Annotated in this window: 17 protein-coding genes; 10 read left to right on the top strand and 7 right to left on the bottom strand. The window is 66.5% G+C overall.

Features of this window, described 5'->3' with window-relative positions:
* Positions 1-53: 53 nt before the first annotated feature.
* Both ACCQ15_RS08295 and ACCQ15_RS08290 read left to right on the top strand, forming a co-directional pair.
* Complete coding sequence (locus ACCQ15_RS08295) at positions 54-725, top strand: energy transducer TonB (RefSeq protein ID WP_008574928.1); 672 nt, start codon at positions 54-56, stop codon at positions 723-725.
* Between the two features lie 358 nt (positions 726-1083).
* Positions 1084-1551 (top strand): energy transducer TonB, encoded by a 468-nt coding sequence (locus ACCQ15_RS08290; protein ID WP_372381552.1) that lies wholly within the window; start codon positions 1084-1086, stop codon positions 1549-1551.
* A gap of 138 nt (positions 1552-1689) precedes the next feature.
* Here ACCQ15_RS08290 and aroA read toward each other — a convergent pair whose 3' ends face one another.
* The 3 genes from aroA to serC all read right to left on the bottom strand — a co-directional run bounded on the left by aroA (position 1690) and on the right by serC (position 5512).
* Positions 1690-3012, bottom strand: coding sequence for a 3-phosphoshikimate 1-carboxyvinyltransferase (gene aroA / locus ACCQ15_RS08285; RefSeq protein ID WP_122273054.1), 1323 nt, complete (start codon positions 3010-3012; stop codon positions 1690-1692).
* 123 nt (positions 3013-3135) lie between these two features.
* Positions 3136-4344 carry a prephenate dehydratase gene (gene pheA, locus ACCQ15_RS08280; protein WP_033478911.1) on the bottom strand — a complete coding sequence of 403 codons (1209 nt, stop codon included), beginning with the start codon at positions 4342-4344 and terminating at the stop codon, positions 3136-3138.
* 82 nt (positions 4345-4426) lie between these two features.
* Positions 4427-5512: a 3-phosphoserine/phosphohydroxythreonine transaminase gene (serC, locus tag ACCQ15_RS08275; protein ID WP_011347046.1), complete on the bottom strand. Its 1086-nt coding sequence runs from the start codon at positions 5510-5512 to the stop codon at positions 4427-4429.
* Between the two features lie 176 nt (positions 5513-5688).
* Between serC and msrP the strand changes: the two genes are divergently transcribed.
* A complete protein-coding gene (gene msrP / locus ACCQ15_RS08270; RefSeq protein WP_008576241.1) occupies positions 5689-6657 on the top strand; it encodes a protein-methionine-sulfoxide reductase catalytic subunit MsrP in 969 nt (322 codons plus the stop codon).
* A 125-nt stretch (positions 6658-6782) separates the two neighbouring features.
* Entirely contained in the window at positions 6783-7439 is a 657-nt protein-coding gene (msrQ, locus tag ACCQ15_RS08265) for a protein-methionine-sulfoxide reductase heme-binding subunit MsrQ (protein WP_122273055.1), read from the top strand.
* Here msrQ and ACCQ15_RS08260 read toward each other — a convergent pair.
* Positions 7381-8190, bottom strand: a complete 810-nt coding sequence (locus ACCQ15_RS08260) for an FHA domain-containing protein (RefSeq protein ID WP_033479079.1) — start codon at positions 8188-8190, stop codon at positions 7381-7383. The genes msrQ and ACCQ15_RS08260 overlap by 59 nt on opposite strands.
* A 235-nt stretch (positions 8191-8425) precedes the next feature.
* Here ACCQ15_RS08260 and ACCQ15_RS08255 point away from each other — a divergent pair, with 235 nt between their 5' ends.
* The 3 genes from ACCQ15_RS08255 (at position 8426) to ACCQ15_RS08245 (ending at position 10961) form a co-directional block, all read left to right on the top strand.
* Positions 8426-8701 (top strand): polyhydroxyalkanoic acid system family protein, encoded by a 276-nt coding sequence (locus tag ACCQ15_RS08255; protein ID WP_008576246.1) that lies wholly within the window; start codon positions 8426-8428, stop codon positions 8699-8701.
* A gap of 162 nt (positions 8702-8863) precedes the next feature.
* The gene (locus ACCQ15_RS08250; protein WP_008576248.1) at positions 8864-9424 is read left to right on the top strand and encodes a phasin family protein; all 561 of its coding nucleotides are present in this window, start codon (positions 8864-8866) and stop codon (positions 9422-9424) included.
* Between the two features lie 538 nt (positions 9425-9962).
* On the top strand, positions 9963-10961 hold the full coding sequence (locus ACCQ15_RS08245; RefSeq protein ID WP_372381410.1) for a restriction endonuclease: 999 nt from the start codon (positions 9963-9965) through the stop codon (positions 10959-10961).
* 182 nt (positions 10962-11143) lie between these two features.
* Here ACCQ15_RS08245 and hutC read toward each other — a convergent pair whose 3' ends face one another.
* Genes hutC through ACCQ15_RS08230 form a run of 3 tightly spaced genes read right to left on the bottom strand, consistent with a single transcriptional unit; the run spans position 11144 to position 13568 of the window.
* Entirely contained in the window at positions 11144-11881 is a 738-nt protein-coding gene (gene hutC, locus ACCQ15_RS08240) for a histidine utilization transcriptional repressor HutC (protein WP_372381409.1), read from the bottom strand.
* 28 nt (positions 11882-11909) lie between these two features.
* Positions 11910-12137, bottom strand: coding sequence for a hypothetical protein (locus ACCQ15_RS08235; RefSeq protein ID WP_122273057.1), 228 nt, complete (start codon positions 12135-12137; stop codon positions 11910-11912).
* 60 nt (positions 12138-12197) lie between these two features.
* Positions 12198-13568: a formimidoylglutamate deiminase gene (locus tag ACCQ15_RS08230; RefSeq protein WP_372167537.1), complete on the bottom strand. Its 1371-nt coding sequence runs from the start codon at positions 13566-13568 to the stop codon at positions 12198-12200.
* Positions 13569-13628: 60 nt separating this feature from the next.
* Between ACCQ15_RS08230 and hutI the strand changes: the two genes are divergently transcribed.
* From hutI to hutG, 3 genes are all read left to right on the top strand, one after another.
* The gene (hutI, locus tag ACCQ15_RS08225) at positions 13629-14834 is read left to right on the top strand and encodes an imidazolonepropionase (RefSeq protein WP_372381408.1); all 1206 of its coding nucleotides are present in this window, start codon (positions 13629-13631) and stop codon (positions 14832-14834) included.
* 13 nt (positions 14835-14847) lie between these two features.
* Positions 14848-16389, top strand: coding sequence for a histidine ammonia-lyase (gene hutH / locus ACCQ15_RS08220; protein WP_372381407.1), 1542 nt, complete (start codon positions 14848-14850; stop codon positions 16387-16389).
* 181 nt (positions 16390-16570) lie between these two features.
* A complete protein-coding gene (hutG, locus tag ACCQ15_RS08215; protein WP_136733805.1) occupies positions 16571-17428 on the top strand; it encodes an N-formylglutamate deformylase in 858 nt (285 codons plus the stop codon).
* Positions 17429-17433: the final 5 nt, after the last annotated feature.

Below are 17433 nucleotides of genomic sequence, written 5' to 3'. Positions count from 1 at the left end.
GATCGATTCACTAAGGCTATGCCAGAATTGCGACGATTCTTCAGGTGAGCCCTATGTCCGCGCCCCGTCCTGCGTCCGATCGCCATATCGTTCTGCGTCTGCCCCGCCACACGCTGAAAATCGCCGGCATCGCCTTCGCTGCCGGCCTGCTGTTGTTCCTGCTGGTCTGGGCCACCGGCCGCAAGGACGACTTCTATAAAGCCTCGCCGGCGCAGCCGACCGCAGGCGCGCAGACCGACGACACCATTGCGCCGCTGCCGGCGCCATTGCCCGCCCAGGACGGCGCAAGCGACATGCCGCAGGCCAAGCCGCCGGCCGAAACCCCCACCCTGGTGGACACCGCGCCACCCGCCCCGCCCGCGCCGACGCCGCTGCCGGAAAATGCGGTACCCGGCGCGCCAGGTGCCGCTGGCAGCGCCGCGCCGGTCAACGCACCGGTCGCTGGCGGCGATCGCCCGGTACCGATCCAGGGCCAGATGCCGCCGCCCCGCTACCCGTCGGCTGCGCTGCGTCGCGGCGATGCTGGCGATGTGGTGGTGCGGGTCGACGTGGATGCCGCCGGCAATCCCGGTGGCGTGACCCTGGTGCAGCGCAGCGGCTCGCGCGACCTGGACCGTGCGGCCATGGAAGCCGTGCGGCACTGGCGCTTCCACCCGGCGCAGCGCAATGGCCAGCCGGTGGCCGGCAGCATGGACATCCCGTTCGAGTTCAAGCCTGCGCAGTAAGTACAGCTAACCCTTCGCGCGTGTTGCTTGTCACTGCCTTGCCGATGTGGGGGCGCGACGGGGCAGGCCTTGGCTGACGCCACGCAGCCACAAACAGCATGCAGTTTTAACCGGGCCGCAATGTCAGCTTGACTAAGCTGAACTTTCAGCAAGCTCGAACGCTTCATTCGCCGTCCGCCTTAGCTGCCCCTCAGGTAGCGCCAACCAGACTGGTCTCGTCATCCTCAGATGCGCCAGGAGGTCGGCCATGTCCGTCACTTCAAATCCTTCATCCGCTCACCCGTCGTCGCTGCCGCAGCACGGCAGGCGCTCGATGGAGCGGCAGCAGAACGCAGCGAGCGACGGCGCTTCGCCCTGGATGTGGGCAACGCTGGTGGCGCTGCTCATTGTGGTACCCAGCTGGTGGTGGGCACGCCACAGCGACGAGTCACTGGCGACCGATACGCGGCCGCTGCCGGCAGCGAGTCGGCAGATCCTGCCGACGACCGATGGCCCGCGTGCGATGACGATGGTGGCGCACCAGCCTGCTCACCCAGCGGTCAGCAGCGTGGAAGCCAAGCCGCTGCCGGGCAATGCCATGCCGAGCTACCCGGCCGCCGTGGCGCGTGCCGGCATCCAGGGCAGCCGCACCGCACGTTTGCAGCTGGATGTGCAGGGCCGGGTGAGCGATGTCACCATCGTCGACCGGAGCGGAAGTGACGACCCGCGGCTGGATGCAGCGGTGATGGAGAGCTTGCGCCGGTGGCGCTTCGAGCCCGCCACGCGCGACGGCCATGCGGTGGTGAGCAGCGTGCAGGTGCCGGTGGAGTTCACCGCGCAGCGTTGAGAATTTGCTCAGCGCTGCGGCTCTTGACGGACGGCAACGCTCGCGATGTCGCGGCGCGTCGCCCGGCTCCTGACTCGCAAAAAGACATGGTCTTTCCGGACCCGGCGAGATCCGGGCCATCCGGCAACGGAAAACGCGTCACCGATGCCCGGCGATTTCCAGCCCGAATCCGGCGCCCTGCGCCAGCGTGTCGAACCCCGGGAACGAGGTCGCCACATTCGCCACATCGTTTACCTGCACCTGACCGATGGACAGCTGGCCGGCGATGGCGAACGCCATGGCAATGCGATGGTCGCCATGACTTTCGATCACGCCGCTGCCGATGCTGCCCCCGTGGATGGTGGCGCCATCCGGTGTTTCGTCAACCTGCACGCCAAGCGTGCGCAGGCCGGTGGCCATCGCCGCCAGCCGATCGGACTCTTTGACCCGCAGTTCGGCGGCGCCGGTCACCACGGTCTGCCCGCTTGCGGCAGCCGCGGCCACGAACAAGGCCGGGAACTCGTCGATCATGTCCGGCACCAGCGCTTCGGGGATCTGCGCACCGCGCAATAGCGCGTAACGCACGCGCAGATCGGCGACTGGCTCGCCGCCGTGTTCGGCGTGGTTTTCTTCGCCAATATCCGCGCCCATCAGGCGCAACGCAGCCAGCAGCCCGGTGCGGCGTGGATTCAATCCGACCGCGCGCAGCACCACCTCCGAGCCGGGAACGATGCTGGCAGCGACGATGAAGAACGCAGCCGACGAAAAATCCGCAGGTACCGCGATATCGGTCGCGCGCAGACGCTGCCCACCGCGCAGACGGGCCTTACCAGGCGAAAAATCGATCTCCACGCCGAACGCCGACAGCATGCGCTCGGTGTAGTCGCGGGTGGGATGCGGCTCGGTCACCGAGGTCTCGCCCTGCGCATAGAGACCGGCCAGCAGCACCGCTGACTTGACCTGCGCGCTGGCAACCGGCGAGACGAAATCGATGCCGTGCAGTGCCTGCCCACCGTGCACGTGCAGTGGCGGCGTGCCATCGTCCTGCGTGTCGATCCGCGCGCCCATCTGCGCCAGCGGGCCGGTCACGCGCCGCATCGGCCGCTTGGATAGCGACTCGTCTCCCACCAGCACGCTGTCGAAGCGCTGCGCCGCCAACAGGCCGGCGAGCAGACGCATCCCGGTGCCGGCATTGCCGCAATCCAGCGCCTCGGCCGGCGGCTGCAGACCATCCACACCCACGCCGTGCACGATGCGCTGCGACGCCGACGGCGTTTCGATGCGCACGCCCAGCTTGGCGAAAATAGCAGCGGTGGAGCGCGTGTCTTCGCCTTCGAGAAACCCATCGATCTGCGAAACGCCGTCGGCGAGCGCGGCGAACATGACCGCGCGGTGCGAAACCGATTTATCGCCAGGAATGGCCAGGCTGCCCTGCAGTGCGGTGCCGCGACGGGCAATCCAGTGGTGCGTGCTGCTGCTCATGCATGTGATCCGATGGCTGCGGCATCGCCAATGCTGAAGATGCGCTTTGAAGAAGGTTGCGGCGCTGCCGTCGATACAAGGTCGCGGCGCTCCGGCATGGATTGTCGTATCGAGCTTCGATGCTCAGGGAATGGCCACCGGATACGAACCCAGCACCTTGATCTGTGCCGAGTGCGCTTTCAGTTCGGCCAGCGCCTGCTTCATCGCATCGTCTTCGACATGGCCGATCAGATCGATGAAGAAGCCGTATTCCCACTTGGCCTGATGCGAGGGCCGCGATTCGATGCGATTCATGCTGATGCCGTGGCGTGCGAACGGGCTCAGCACGTCGAACAACGCACCTGGCTTGTCGTGGATGAACACCAGCACCGACGTGCGGTCGTGCCCGGACGAAGGAAAGATCTGCCGCCCGATCACCAAAAAGCGCGTGGTGTTGTCGTCGTCGTCCTCGATCGACTTCATGATGACCTTCTTCAAGCCATACACGTGGGCTGCGCTTTCGCCGCCGATGGCCGCGGCATCTTCAGCATTGCGTGCGCGGCGTGCGCCTTCGGCGTTGCTGGACACCGCGATCTTTTCCACCTTGGGCAGATGCGAGCGCAACCAACCCGCAGTCTGCGCGAACGATTGCGAATGCGCGTAGATGCGTTCGATATCTTCCAGCCGGCCGTTGCGCGAAAGCAGGTACTGATGCACGCGCAGCTCGACTTCGCCGCAGATTTTCAGGTTGGAGGTCAGGAACATGTCCAGGGTGACCTGGATGGTGCCCTGCCCCGAATTTTCCACCGGCACCACGCCGAAATCGGCGTTGCCGGCTTCCACTTCCTGGAACACTTCTTCGATGGTCGCCATCGGCAACCCCACCGCCGAGCGGCCGAAATGCTTGAGTACCGCCTGCTGGCTGAAGGTGCCTTCCGGGCCGAGGTAACCGATCTTCAGCGGCTCCTGCTGGGCCAGGCACGCCGACATGATTTCGCGGTAGACGTGCACCAGCACTTCGTCGCTGAGCGGGCCTTCGTTGCGGTCCACCACCATGCGCAGCACCTGCGCCTCGCGCTCGGGGCGATAGTAATCCACCGCTGCCGCAAGCTTGCCCTTGGCCTTGCCGACCTGATGCGCAAAGTTGGCGCGCTCGGCAATCAGCGCCTGGATGTTGCGGTCGATCTCGTCGATCTTGGCACGCACATCGGCCAGCACCGGCGCGGCGGTCTTGATCACGGCCTTTTCAGCCGGCGTGTTTGCAGGTTTGCTGTCTGAAGCACGCACCGATGTCTTGGTCGGCTTTTTCTTGCCGCCTGTGGCGGCCGTGGGCTTGTCGGACTTGGGGGCCATCGCTGGGCATTCCTAAAATGGCGGCGCATGTGCGCTGTCAGCGCATGCGCCTGCGCGGCAGACGCCGCAGGTAAATGAAGACTCAGCCGTGACGCTGCTGGAAGTCGTGCATGAACGCGGCCAGCGCTTGCGCGCCGGCTACCGGCATCGCGTTGTACAGCGACGCCCGAATGCCACCGACTGCCTTGTGCCCCTTCAACGCGAGCAGCCCGGCTGCCTTGGATTCGCTGACGAACAGCGCATCCAGCTGCTCGTCCGGCAGAAAGAACGGGATGTTCATGCGCGAACGCACTGCCGGTTTGATCAGGTTGCGATAGAAGCCGCCAGAGCCATCGATGGCGCCATACACCAGCGCGGCCTTCTCGGCATTGCGGCGCGCGAACTCCTGCACCCCGCCCTGTTCCAGCATCCACTTGACGGTCAGCCCGAGCACGTACCAGTTCCAGGTCGGCGGCGTGTTGAGCATCGAATCGCGCGCGGCATGCGAGGCGTAATTGAAGATGTCCGCACGCGGTTGCCCGGCGCGCTCCAGCAGATCGCGCCGCACGATCACCACCGAAATGCCCACCGGGCCAAGATTCTTCTGTGCGCCGGCGTAGATCAGGCCGTAGCGCGAGATATCCAGCGGCTCGGAGGCGATCGACGAACTGAAGTCGGCAAACAACGGCAACGTGCCCACGTCCGGCGTGTCGCGAAATTCGACGCCGTGGATGGTTTCGTTGGCGGTGATGTGCACGTAGGCCGAATGCGGCGACAAGGTCCAGCTGGCCGCCGGGGGAATGTCGACAAAGCCATCGGCCTGCGCGTCGGCGGCGATGCGCGCATCCACAGACGTGGCCGCCTGCTTGATCGCGGTCTTGCCCCAATGCCCGGTGATCACGTAGTCGGCCGCCTGGCCGGGCGCGGCAAAATTCAGCGGCAGCAGCGCCTGGATGGTGGTGGCGCCACCGGCGGTGAACAGCACCGCATAGTCGTCGGGAATCGACAACAAACTGCGCAGATCGGCTTCGGCGGCAGCCGCCACCGCCATGAAATCGGCGCTGCGGTGGCTGATTTCCACGATCGAGGCGCCGACGCCGTTCCACTCGACCATCTCTGCCTGCGCCTGCCGCAGGACCGATTCCGGCAATGTCGCAGGGCCGGCACTGAAATTGAACGCGCGTGTCATGGCACACCTTGGTCGAGCTAGCCTTCTAGTATGCCGCAGCGCATCGGGCTTGGCAGCGGACAAAAAAGTTGCAGCTGCATCCTTTTGACTGAGCCTGACGTAACGTAGACAGGTGCCCAGGCGAACTTTTGTCTTGGTTCGTTACTCTCACGCTGCAGCCACTGCCGGAGCCTGCCATGTCGTTTCGCGATGCTTTCAACTTGCCGTCCAGCGAGATCACCGATGAGGCCGTTTACCGCGACCGCCGCCGGCTGCTGCAGTTATTTGCGTTGACCCCCGCGCTGGGCGTGGCCGGATGTGCCGAAGCCGACCCGCCCCCGCCTCCCAAGACCGTGGTGACGCCGGCGCAGGCGCGCAGCGGATTTCGCACGGCCGAGGAACTGACCCGGCTGGAAGACGTCACCAGCTACAACAACTTCTACGAGTTCGGGACCGACAAGACCGATCCGTCCAAGGCGGCCAAGACCCTGAAGCTGTCGCCTTGGACGGTGAAGGTAGGCGGTGAATGCGAGAAGCCCGGCAGCCTGTCGCTGGATGAGCTGCTCAAGGGCATCGCGCCGGAAGAACGCATCTACCGGCTGCGCTGCGTGGAAGGCTGGTCGATGGTGATCCCGTGGACGGGCGTGCCGCTGGGCGAGGTACTCAAGCGCTTCGCGCCGACCTCCAAGGCCAAGTACGTGGCATTCACCACCCTGGCCGACCCGCAGCAGATGCCGGGCGTACGCTACCGCTCGATCAACTGGCCGTACCGCGAAGGCTTGCGCATCGACGAGGCGATGCATCCGCTGACCCTGCTGGCCACCGGCCTGTACGGCAAGCCGCTGCCGCAGCAGAACGGCGCGCCGTTGCGCCTGGTGGTGCCGTGGAAGTACGGCTTCAAGAGCATCAAATCGATCGTGGAAATCCGTTTCGTCGAAAAAATGCCCGAGACCGCGTGGCACGATCTGCAACCGTCCGAATACGGCTTCTTTTCCAACGTCAACCCGGCAGTGGACCACCCGCGCTGGAGCCAGAAGACCGAACGCCGCATCGCCGGCACCGCCAGCAAGCTGTTTGCCGAGCGCATCGCCACAAAGCCCTTCAACGGATATGCCGATCAGGTCGCTTCGCTGTATGCAGGCATGGATCTGAAAAAGTGGTTCTAGGCAACACACAATCTGGCATCGACCCGGCGTAGGAGCGCACCCGGGCGCGACGGGCATGACCACCAAAGCCAGTCGCGCCCGGGTGCGCTCCTACGCTTCAGCATCGTTTCCTTCTTCGAGATCGCATGGCCAAGACATCCACTTCCGTGATTGCTGCCAAGACGCTGGTGCATGCCGCCGCGCTGGCGCCGATCGCCCTGCTCGGCTGGCAATTCTGGCAGGTGTGGGAAGGCGGCAGCGACGCGCTGGGCGCCGACCCGGTGGCCGAGATCGAACACCGCACCGGGCTGTGGGCGCTGCGTTTCTTGCTGATGACCCTGGCGATCACGCCGTTGCGCCAACTCACCGGGCAGGCCGTGGTGATCCGCTTCCGCCGCATGCTGGGCCTGTACGCGTTCTTCTACGCCAGCGTGCATCTGGCGGCTTACCTCACGCTGGACCTGCGCGGCTTCTGGACGCAGATTTTCGAGGAGATCCTCAAACGCCCGTACATCACGGTGGGGTTTGCGGCGTGGTTGTTGCTGATGCCGCTGGCGATCACCTCCACCCAGGGGTGGATGCGTCGGCTCAAGCGCAACTGGGGCCGCCTGCACACGCTGATCTACCCGATCGGCCTGCTGGCGGTGCTGCATTTCTGGTGGCTGGTGAAATCCGATATCCGCGAGCCGGCCCTGTACGCCGGCATTCTTGCGGTATTGCTGGGCTGGCGCGTCTGGAAAAAACTCAGCGCGCGCCGAACCATAGCAAGGCGCTCAACGCCGCCGCCAGCAACACCGCGCTAAGCAGCAACCAGGGCCAGCGGGCCACCTTCACCGGTGCGCGCGTCGGCTCTGCAGCCGCACGCGGCGGCGGCGGGGGTTCAGTATCGGGCAGATCCCAGGTGGTGCCGTGGTGCGTCCGCGGCACTTCCACCACGAAACGGTGGCGCGCATCGAAGACGACCTGGTCGCCAGCCTGCAGCCAGCCGTCGCGCACCTGGACGCCATTGATCCAGCTCCCCTCTTCCGAACCCAGATCGCGGATCAGCACACGGTCGCCGTGTCGTTCCAGACGGGCGTGCTGCGCCGCAAATGCCGGGTCGTCGATGACGATATCGGCGGCAGCATCGCTGCCGACCAGACGCGCGCGATCCAGGGTGAAACTGCGACCATGATGGCGCCCGCCGATGCCGCGCAACAACAGGCAGACCTCGCCGAGGTTGGCCGTGTCGTCGTGGATATCGTTGGCCGGCGCACTGGACGGGGCACTGCGCAGCAGCATTTCCACGCCATCGGCATAGATCGCATCGCCCGCCCGTAGCAGCGCCATGCGACGCACCGGGCGCCCATTGACGTGGATACCGCGAATGCCGCTGGCTACCTGCAGCCACAGGCCGCGTTGGTCCAGGCAGAACTGCGCCAACAGCAACGCGCCCTGCGCATCGCCGACCACCCGCACGCTGCCGGAGGCATGACGGACGATCCGGTGGACGCCGGGCTTGAGGGAATGATCCGGCTGCTGCCGGTGGGTGAAATGAACTTGCAGGTCGCGCACCCGCCGCAGCCTAGCAGGTTTGCCCCCATGCGCGGCCATCGGTGGTGATCGGAGCCGTGCTGGATCGCTGCCGCGGGCGCGCCAGGATCGCGCTGCCGTCGGCTGAGCAGGCGGCAGCGCAGCTTGCAGACCTGTGTCTGCGACACGGACAGCAAGGCCACACATGGCCGCACTTGGAGCTGGGGCCTGGCATGCGCACAATGCGCCCTCACTTTTCGCATGACCCATCGCACCCATGTCCAGCATCGATATCCGCCACGACCATTCCTTGACGCCGGCCCAGGCACGCGCGGCCATCGACGAGGCGGCGCGCAAGCTGACCGATCGCTACGGCGTCGCTTCGCATTGGGAAGGCGACACTTTGCGCATCGCACGTGCCGGCGTGGACGGAGCAATCGCGCTGTTGCCGCAACAAGTGCACGTCACCGCCGAACTCGGCTTTTTGCTGTCGGCGGTGCAGCCGATGGTGGAATCGGAAATCCGGCGCTTGCTGGCCGAAAAACTGGCCTGATCGCGCGATTGGCGCTGCGCTGCTTCAGCGTCAAGTCACCTGCTCGGGCGCTTGCGGGTAGATGCTTTCGGCACGCCTGATCGGGCAGTGCTTCACCTGCCCGATGCAGGGTCGGCACTAGGGTGAACGCAATGTCACGTTGGCAACCTACAGGAGCATCGCATGACGACCGGATACGATCAGAACGGTAACCGCGGTAACGCGGCCCAGGGCTTCCAGGCGCAGGCGGAACAGATCTCGCGCCGGCTTGGCGAATCGGCTCAGACCGTATGGCTTGCCGGTCTGGGCGCGCTTGGGCGCGTGCAGAACGAAGGCAGCAAGCTGTTCGACTCGTTGGTGCGCGAGGGCGCCGCCTATGAGCGCACCGGCCAGCGCAGGGCGGCCGAGAGCGTCGACGAATTGCGCGAAGAGGTGGAAACCCAGTTCGAGCAGGCACGCGATACCGCGGTGCGCGGCTGGGACAGACTGGGCAAGGCCTTCGACGAACGCGTGAAGGGCGTGCTGCGCACGCTCAACATTCCCGAGCAGGAAGAATTGGAAAACCTGCGGCGCGAGGTCGAATCGCTGAAGGCCCAGGTCCGCGCAAATACCGCGGCCACCAAGCGTGCCAACCGTACCGCTAACCAGGCGGCGCAGGCGGCCAGCGAGACGACCGCTGCCGGCGGCGCGGGTGCCGGGGCGGCATCGTCGTCCAGCAATCCCGGTGCGTTCGACCCGGAATGAGCGCAACAGTGAAAGCAGCCGCGCTGTCATGTGACGGCGCGGTTGTTGCCCGAGTGGTGAAGGGAGTCATCGCCGAGTGCAGCTGCGCACTACGTTTCTGCACGCCGGCCAAGCGCGGCGCCCCCAGCCACCTCGAGCGGTGTCATCGGCTGGTGCTACCCGCGCCGATGGGTGCAACTCACCGTGGGTGGTGTATTGGCTAATCCGCAGCCGCGCGTTGGCGATGGACCGGCGTGAGGATGCAGCGTCGCTGACGTGCGATTTGGCTCTGCGCAGCCTTTTTGAATCAGTGGCTTAGCGCCAAAACGCAGCTCTTCCGGCCCGATGTTGCAAAGCAACATGATTTTTTGGACAATCGGGAACGACCCGCCAGTCCTGCGTTACGAAGTCCGTTTGCTCCCCTCCCCTCACGGCTTCGGACTGGCGGGTCTTTCGCTATCTGGATCACGGCTCGCGATATCACCGCGCACGATCCATTGACGAATCTTTCGCGAAGGATTCTTCTACACGCACGATTCGTTATACGCGCCATTGCTTGATGCTCATGCCTTCCTGGATTCTGGCGCCCTTGGCCGCACTGCTGCTCTGGCTGGCGGTGTCTGCCTACCTGTGGCTGGTACGACGACGCGCCAATGAAGTGCATGAAGGCGTCCGTGCGCTGGCCATCATGCACTGGCGCGATTTTTCCGCCGTGGTGCTGCGCGTCCTGCAGGATCAACGCGGATGGCAGCCCACCCAGCTGCCGCAGGATGGCCTGCCCACCGCCGACTTCATGATGCAGACCGAGCATGGCACCCGGCTGGTGGCCTGCAAGCACGGGCGCGGTTATCGCATCGGCGTGGCGGCGGTGAACGAGCTGGGCGCGATGGCACGGCTGGCTGGTGCAAACGGCGGCGTGATGGTGACCGAAGGCCGCATGGAGCGCGAAGGTATCGCCGCCGCGGAGAAACAATCGATCGAAGTGCTGGACGGTGTGCGTCTGTGGCCGCTGCTCAAACCCTATCTGCCAGGCGATGTGGAAGCCGGCGTAGTTGGTGCGGCGCGCCGCCGCGCGATCCGCCATAGCATCATCGCCGGCGCCGCGCTGGCGACGCTGGCCGTCATGGCGGTGCTGGCGCTGCGCCCGCCGGCTCCGACGCCGGCCACACCGCCCACTGCGGCGTCTTCACCGATTCCCGCACCGGCCCGCGTGGTCGCACCGCTCACGCCCTCCGCCAGTACCGCCCAGCCGGGGCCGTCACCCACTGCAGTGGCCCCGGCCGCGCCGGCAGCCGGCGCAGAACCGGATGCGGCCACCATCCAGGGCTATCAGCGCGAGGTTTCCAAGGCGTTGGCGCAGACACCGGGGCTGGTGCGTGGCATCTGGCTGACCCAGGCAACCCTGGTAGTGGATCGGACGGTGGAAGACAGCGCGGCATGGCCGCTGATTTGCCGCGAGCTGCAACGCTACCCGTACCTGCGCACGGTCCGCGTGCAACTCAACCCGCGCCCGGGCACCGCCGAGCCGGTGCGCTGGCGTCAGTGCAGCACGATTTGATCCTGGGGCATTGGCTGCTGTCGTCGTGCCGCGTCGCCTGCCTGCCCAGCCGGGCACCTGATCGTGAACACGCAGTCGCCGCCATCCCGGCGTGCAGCGACTGCAACACGGCCGGTACCGTTCAGCGAACCCCTGGCGACTTGAGCGCTGCAGTACCGCGCCCGTCGCCTGCCGACGTCATCTCAGCGCAGTCCCGGCGCGAACCGTGCCACCAGATCGTACGAACCGCCTAGAAACATCTGGCGCACGTAGGTGACCGGCAGCTCGCCGCGCCAGGTGTGGCGGTCGATCACCAGGCAGGCCGCGCCGTCGTCCGCCTGGAGCTGCTCGGCCTGCGCGGCGTCGGCACTGGCAGCGCTGATGCGGTGCTCGGCACGCGTCCATGGCACGTTGCGCAATAACCAGCTGCCCGGCGCCACCTCCGTAAACGGCTGGTCCAATGCGTCGGGCACGGTGTTGATGTCGATCACGCGGTGCTCCAGCGCAAACGGGCGGCCGTCGGCCAGGTGCACGCTCTGCAATTCCAGCACCTTGCCGGTGCTGCCCAGCGCACGTTCCTGCGGCACGCGCTGCCGCACGTTGCGCAGCTGCCGCGACAACAAAGAGAACCGGTACGCATGGCCGCGCGTGGTCATTTCCACTTCGATGTCCGGGATCGAGAGCGCCACCTGTTCCAGATTCGGGTGCTGCCGTGCGACGAACGAACCAGTACGGCGGCGGCGTTCGATCATGCCGGCATCGGCCAGCAAGCCGAGCACCTTGTTCACCGTCATGCGCGAGCAACCGTACTGCGCCATCAACTCGTGCTCAGGCGGCACGCGGTGCCCGGGCGGCCAGTCGCCGCTATGGATGCGTTGTTCCAGATCCTGGCGGATGCGCTGATGCAAGGTGCCAGGCACGATGGTGGTGGTGGCGGTCAAAGCGCGGGTCTCCGGAAAGAGCGGCTATTCAATCGGCATGCCGCATGGTCGGCAGCGTGCGCCAGCTGCACGTTGCGGCATGCACCATGCACGCTGCATGGACGAGCGCACTGCATGCACCTGCTCCGGCGACGCAGCTGCGTCTGCGGTGGCTCCAGGAGCAGCACTGCGCGCGCATCCGCTTGGAGCGGTTCAGGCGCAGCCACTGGCGGTTGCGGCCGGGGCCCGTCATCGGCAGGTGCAAAGCGTACACCACGACTCCTGCGCGCCGTTGGGCAGCCACCTGACCACTCTCGCCACCGTGCGATGAGCAATGTCACTGGCCCAGCAGGCTGCGCAACACCGCGGCAAACCGTGCGGCGATACGGGCGCGGTCGACATGCTGCCCCTCGCGCACCACCCAGCGCCCGCCGCGCCAGACGTTGCGCACCGCGGTGCCACGCGCGGCGAACAGCCAGCTGTCCAGCAAGGCGTCGTCGCTGCGCGCCAGCAGGGCCGGATGCGCGGTGTCCAGTTCGATCAGATCGGCCGCTGCTCCGGCACGGATGCCGGTCTGCGCGAGGCCCAGCGCCTGCGCGGCACCCATGCCGGCCTGATCGTAGAGCCAGCGTCCGCTCGACACGGGCCCCTGCGCCACGACATTGCGTGCCTGCAGCGTCAGGCGCTGGCCGTATTCGAGCAGGCGCAGTTCTTCGGCTGCATCGATCAGCACATTCGAATCCGAGCCCACGCCAAAACGCCCCCCCACAGCAGCGAAGGCCTGCATCGGGAACACGCCATCGCCCAGATTCGCCTCGGTGATCGGGCACAGACCGACGACCGCGCCGCTGGCGACAATTGCCTGCAGTTCGTGTGCATCCACGTGCGTGGCGTGTACCAGGCACCAGCGCGTATCCACCGGCGCGTTGGCCAGCAGCCACTGCACCGGGCGCTGCTTGGACCAGGCCAGGCAGGCATCCACTTCACGCTGCTGCTCGGCGATATGGATGTGGATGGGGCCATCGGTAAGCGGTACCAGCCCTGCCAGTTGCTGCGGAGTGACCGCGCGCAGGCTGTGCGGCGCCAGCCCGAGTACCGCGTCCGGCAGCGCTTTCAGGCTGTGTCTGCAGTCGTCCAGCAAGCGCGCGAAGCCGTCAATGTCGTGAATCAGACGGCGTTGCGCCGGGCTGGGGGTGGCACCACCGAAATCCGAGTGCGCATAGAACACCGGCAACAGGCTGAGCCCGATGCCGGTGTTGGCGGCAGCGGCGGCAATGCGCTCGGACATTTCGCCGGGCTGCGCATACGGCGCACCGCTGGCCGCGTGATGCAGGTAATGGAATTCGCCGACCCGGGTGAAGCCGCTTTCGAGCATTTCAACATATGCCTGCTCGGCGATTGCCTGCAGGCTGTCCGGGTCGAGCCGGTCGACGAAGCGGTACATCAGCTCGCGCCAGCTCCAGAAGCTGTCGCCGCTGCGCCCGCCGACTTCGGTCAACCCCGCCATGCCGCGCTGGAAGGCATGGCTGTGCAGATTCCCCAAGCCAGGCAACAGCACGTCGCAGCGCGTGTCGGTAATCGCAGCAGCCGCATTGGCCTCCACCGAAACGATGCGGCCCTGCTCTGCCGCGACCCGCACCTTGCTCGCCCAGCCGTCGGGCAACAATGCCCGGGCTGCCCAGAACACCTGCGTCTGTTGGTCTGCCACTGGACACCCTCGATCGCCGAACTTATTGTATATACATATCAGACACCACGAGCCTGCGCCATGCATTGCGACGTTCTGTGGCACAACGCGCAACTGATGACCCTGGATGCGACCGATGGCGGCCTGGGCATCGTGGACGATGGCATCGTCGCCTGCCGGCACGGCCATATCGTCTACGCCGGCGCAGCCGCACAGGCCCCGGCGCTGCAGCCCGACAGTGCGCACGACTGCCGGCGCCGCTGGATCAGCCCCGGCCTGATCGATTGCCACACGCACCTGGTGTACGCCGGCAACCGTGCCAATGAGTTCGAGCAACGCCTGCGCGGCGCCAGCTATGCCGACATCGCCGCAGCCGGCGGCGGCATCGTGGCGACGGTGCGCGCCACCCGCGCCGCCGACGGTGCGGCGTTGCTGGCCGCCAGCCTGCCGCGCCTGGATGCGATGCTTGGCGAAGGCGTCACCACGCTGGAAATCAAATCCGGCTACGGGCTCACCCTGGACGATGAAATCAAGCAGCTGCGCGTGGCGCGCAAACTCGCCGCGCTGCGCAAGGTGGAAGTGGTGCCGACCTTCCTGGGCGCGCATGCCGTGCCGCCTGGCGGGCAGGCGCAGCACTACATCGACCAGGTCTGCACGCAGATGATTCCGGCGATCGCCACGCAAGGACTTGCCGAGGCGGTGGACGTGTTCTGCGAGCATCTGGCGTTCTCGCAGGCGCAGGCCGAACAGGTCTTCGTTGCGGCGCAAGCGCATGGTTTGCGCATCAAGATCCACGCCGAACAATTGAGCAACCAGCACGGCGCCGAACTGGCCGCACGCTACGGCGCGTTGTCGGCCGATCACATCGAGTACCTGGACCAGGCGGGCATTGCGGCGATGGCCGCTGCCGGCACGGTGGCAGTGCTGCTGCCAGGCGCGTTCTACTTCACCCGCGATACCCAACTGCCACCGATTGCCGCGCTGCGCACGGCCGGCGTGCCGCTGGCGTTGGCCACCGATTGCAACCCGGGCACCTCGCCGCTGACCAGCCCGCTGCTGGCGATGAACATGGCGGCGACGTTGTTCCGCATGACCGTGGACGAATGCATCGCCGGGTTCACCCGCGAGGCTGCGCGGGCGCTTGGCCGCAGCGAGCGCCTGGGCCAGTTGCGCGCCGGCATGGACTGCGACCTGGCGATCTGGAACATCGATGCGCCGGCCGATCTGGTCTACCGCATGGGCTTCAATCCTCTTCATGCCCGCGTCTGGCGCGGGCATCTGTGCTGAATCCGGAGTCGTCATGAGTGTTTCTGTTGTCTTGCAACCTGGCCAGGTCACGCTGGCGCAATGGCGTGCGCTGTATCGCGGTGCCGACGTCGCGTTGGACGATGCATGCGCTGCCGCGGTGGCGCGCAGCGCGCAAACGGTGGAGGCCATCGTGGCGCGTGGCGAGCCGGTGTATGGCGTCAACACCGGCTTCGGCAAGCTGGCCAGCGTGCGTATCGAGCGCGAGGATCTGCAGACCCTGCAGCGCAATATCGTGCTCTCGCACGCGGCAGGTGTGGGCGAGCCCACGCCGGTACCGGTGGTGCGGCTGATGATGGCGCTCAAGCTCACCAGCCTGGCCCAGGGCGCGTCCGGCGTGCAGCCGGGCACGCTGGCGTTGCTGGAAGCGATGCTGCGCGCCGGCATCACCCCGGTGGTGCCGTGCCAGGGCTCGGTGGGCGCTTCCGGCGACCTGGCACCGCTGTCGCATCTGGCCGCGGTGATGATCGGCGTTGGCGAAGCCTTCGTAGGCGCGCAGCGACTGCCTGCTGCCGACGCGCTTGCACATGCGCAGCTGCAGCCGCGCGTGCTGGGCGCAAAGGAAGGGTTGGCCCTGCTCAACGGCACCCAGTTTTCCACCGCCTGCGCCCTGGCCGGTCTGTTCGAGATCGAAACCGTCCTGCAGGCCGCGCTGGTCACCGGCGCGTTGTCGGTGGAAGCGGCCAAGGGCTCGGATACGCCCTTCGATGCGCGCATTCATGCCTTGCGCGGGCAGCCCGGGCAGATCGCCACTGCTGCCGCATTGCGCGCCCTGATGGCCGATTCGGCCATTCGCGAATCGCATCGGCTGGGCGATGTGCGCGTGCAGGACCCGTACTGCCTGCGCTGCCAGCCGCAGGTGATGGGGGCGGCGCTGGATGTGATGCGTCAGGCCGCGCGCACCCTGCAGATCGAAGCCAATGGCGTGTCCGATAACCCACTGGTCTTCAGCGACACCGGTGAAGCGCTGTCTGGCGGCAACTTCCACGCCGAGCCGGTCGCCTTCGCCGCGGACATGCTGGCGATGGCGGTCTGCGAAATCGGCTCGATCAGCGAACGCCGCACCGCGATGCTGGTCGACCCGGCACTGTCCGGCCTGCCCGCCTTTCTCACCCCGCGCCCGGGCCTGAACTCCGGCTTCATGATTCCGCAGGTGACCGCCGCCGCGCTGGTGTCGGAAAACAAGCAGCGCGCGTATCCGGCCAGTGTCGACTCGATTCCGACTTCGGCCAATCAGGAAGATCACGTGTCGATGGCTGCGCACGGTGCGCGCCGCTTGCTGGCGATGGCCGAGAACGCCGCCAACGTCATCGGCATCGAGCTGCTGGCCGCCGTGCAGGGCTGCGATTTCCATGCGCCACTGCGCTCCAGCACTGCGCTGGAAGCGGCGCGTGCCCTGTTGCGCGCGCAGGTGCCGACACTGCAGGACGACCGCTACTTTCATCCGGACATGCTGGCTGCCAGCGCATTGGTGCGCTCGGGCGCGCTGGCGCAGGCAGTGGCGATCCCGTTGCCGGGTGTGGAGCAGGACATATGAGTGGGCAGCGCTTATGCAGCGCGTCGATACCTGCCTCGACGCGGCCGCAACTGCAGTCTTTCGCGATCTCTCCAAGCATACGCACTTGCGATGACGCCGTGCCGCGCACGCGAGGCATCCGCAACGCCCAGCTGCGCAACGCATGCCGCACGCACGCAGCACGCGTGCATGGAGCGCAGCGATGAACGCCCTGCCCGACTGGCTGGAACTGCACCGCGGCGACGCGCCGTTGATCGTCAGTTTTCCGCATACCGGCACCGAGTTACCGGAGGACGTGGCCGACCAGTTCGTGTCGCCGTGGCTGGCGCGCCGCGATACCGATTGGTGGGTACACCATCTTTACGACTTCGCACAGGCGCTGGGCGCCACCACGCTGCGGACTGCCATCTCGCGCTCGGTCATCGACGTCAATCGCGACCCGAGCGGGGCCTCGCTGTATCCGGGCCAGAACACCACCGGTCTGTGCCCGCTCACCACCTTCGACGATCAGCCGCTGTATGCCGATGGTGCGGCACCGGATCAGGCGCAGATCGCGTTGCGTCGCACGCGCTGGTTCGACCCGTACCACGCCGCGCTTGCCGGGGAAATTACGCGCCTGCGCGCGCAGCACGCGAAGATCGTGGTCTACGACGCACATTCGATCCGCTCGTTCATCCCGCATCTGTTCGATGGCGAATTGCCGCAATTCAATATCGGCAGCAACGAGGACCGCAGCTGCGACCGGCGCCTGGTCGATGCGGTGGAGCGCCTGTGCCGCAGCAGCGGCTCCAGCACGGTGCGCAACGGCCGCTTCAAGGGCGGCTGGATCACCCGCCACTACGCGCAGCCCGCGCATGGCGTGCACACCTTGCAGATGGAACTGGCCTGTCGCGGCTACATGCGCGAGCCCGACAGCCTCACGCCCGAAAACTGGCCAACGCCGTGGCAGCCGGTACACGCCGTGGTGCTGCGCGCGGTACTGCGCCACGTGCTGCAGGCCTGCCTGCACTTCGCCAATGCGCCCTCCTCCGACACCGCGCCGCCTGCGGCCAACCGCTGATTGCA

Origin of the sequence: Xanthomonas sp. NCPPB 1754, assembly GCF_041475725.2 — a bacterium.
Lineage (GTDB): Bacteria > Pseudomonadota > Gammaproteobacteria > Xanthomonadales > Xanthomonadaceae > Xanthomonas > Xanthomonas euvesicatoria.
Note: the sequence above shows the minus strand (reverse complement) of the source record. Positions and strands in the feature narration are given on the sequence as shown.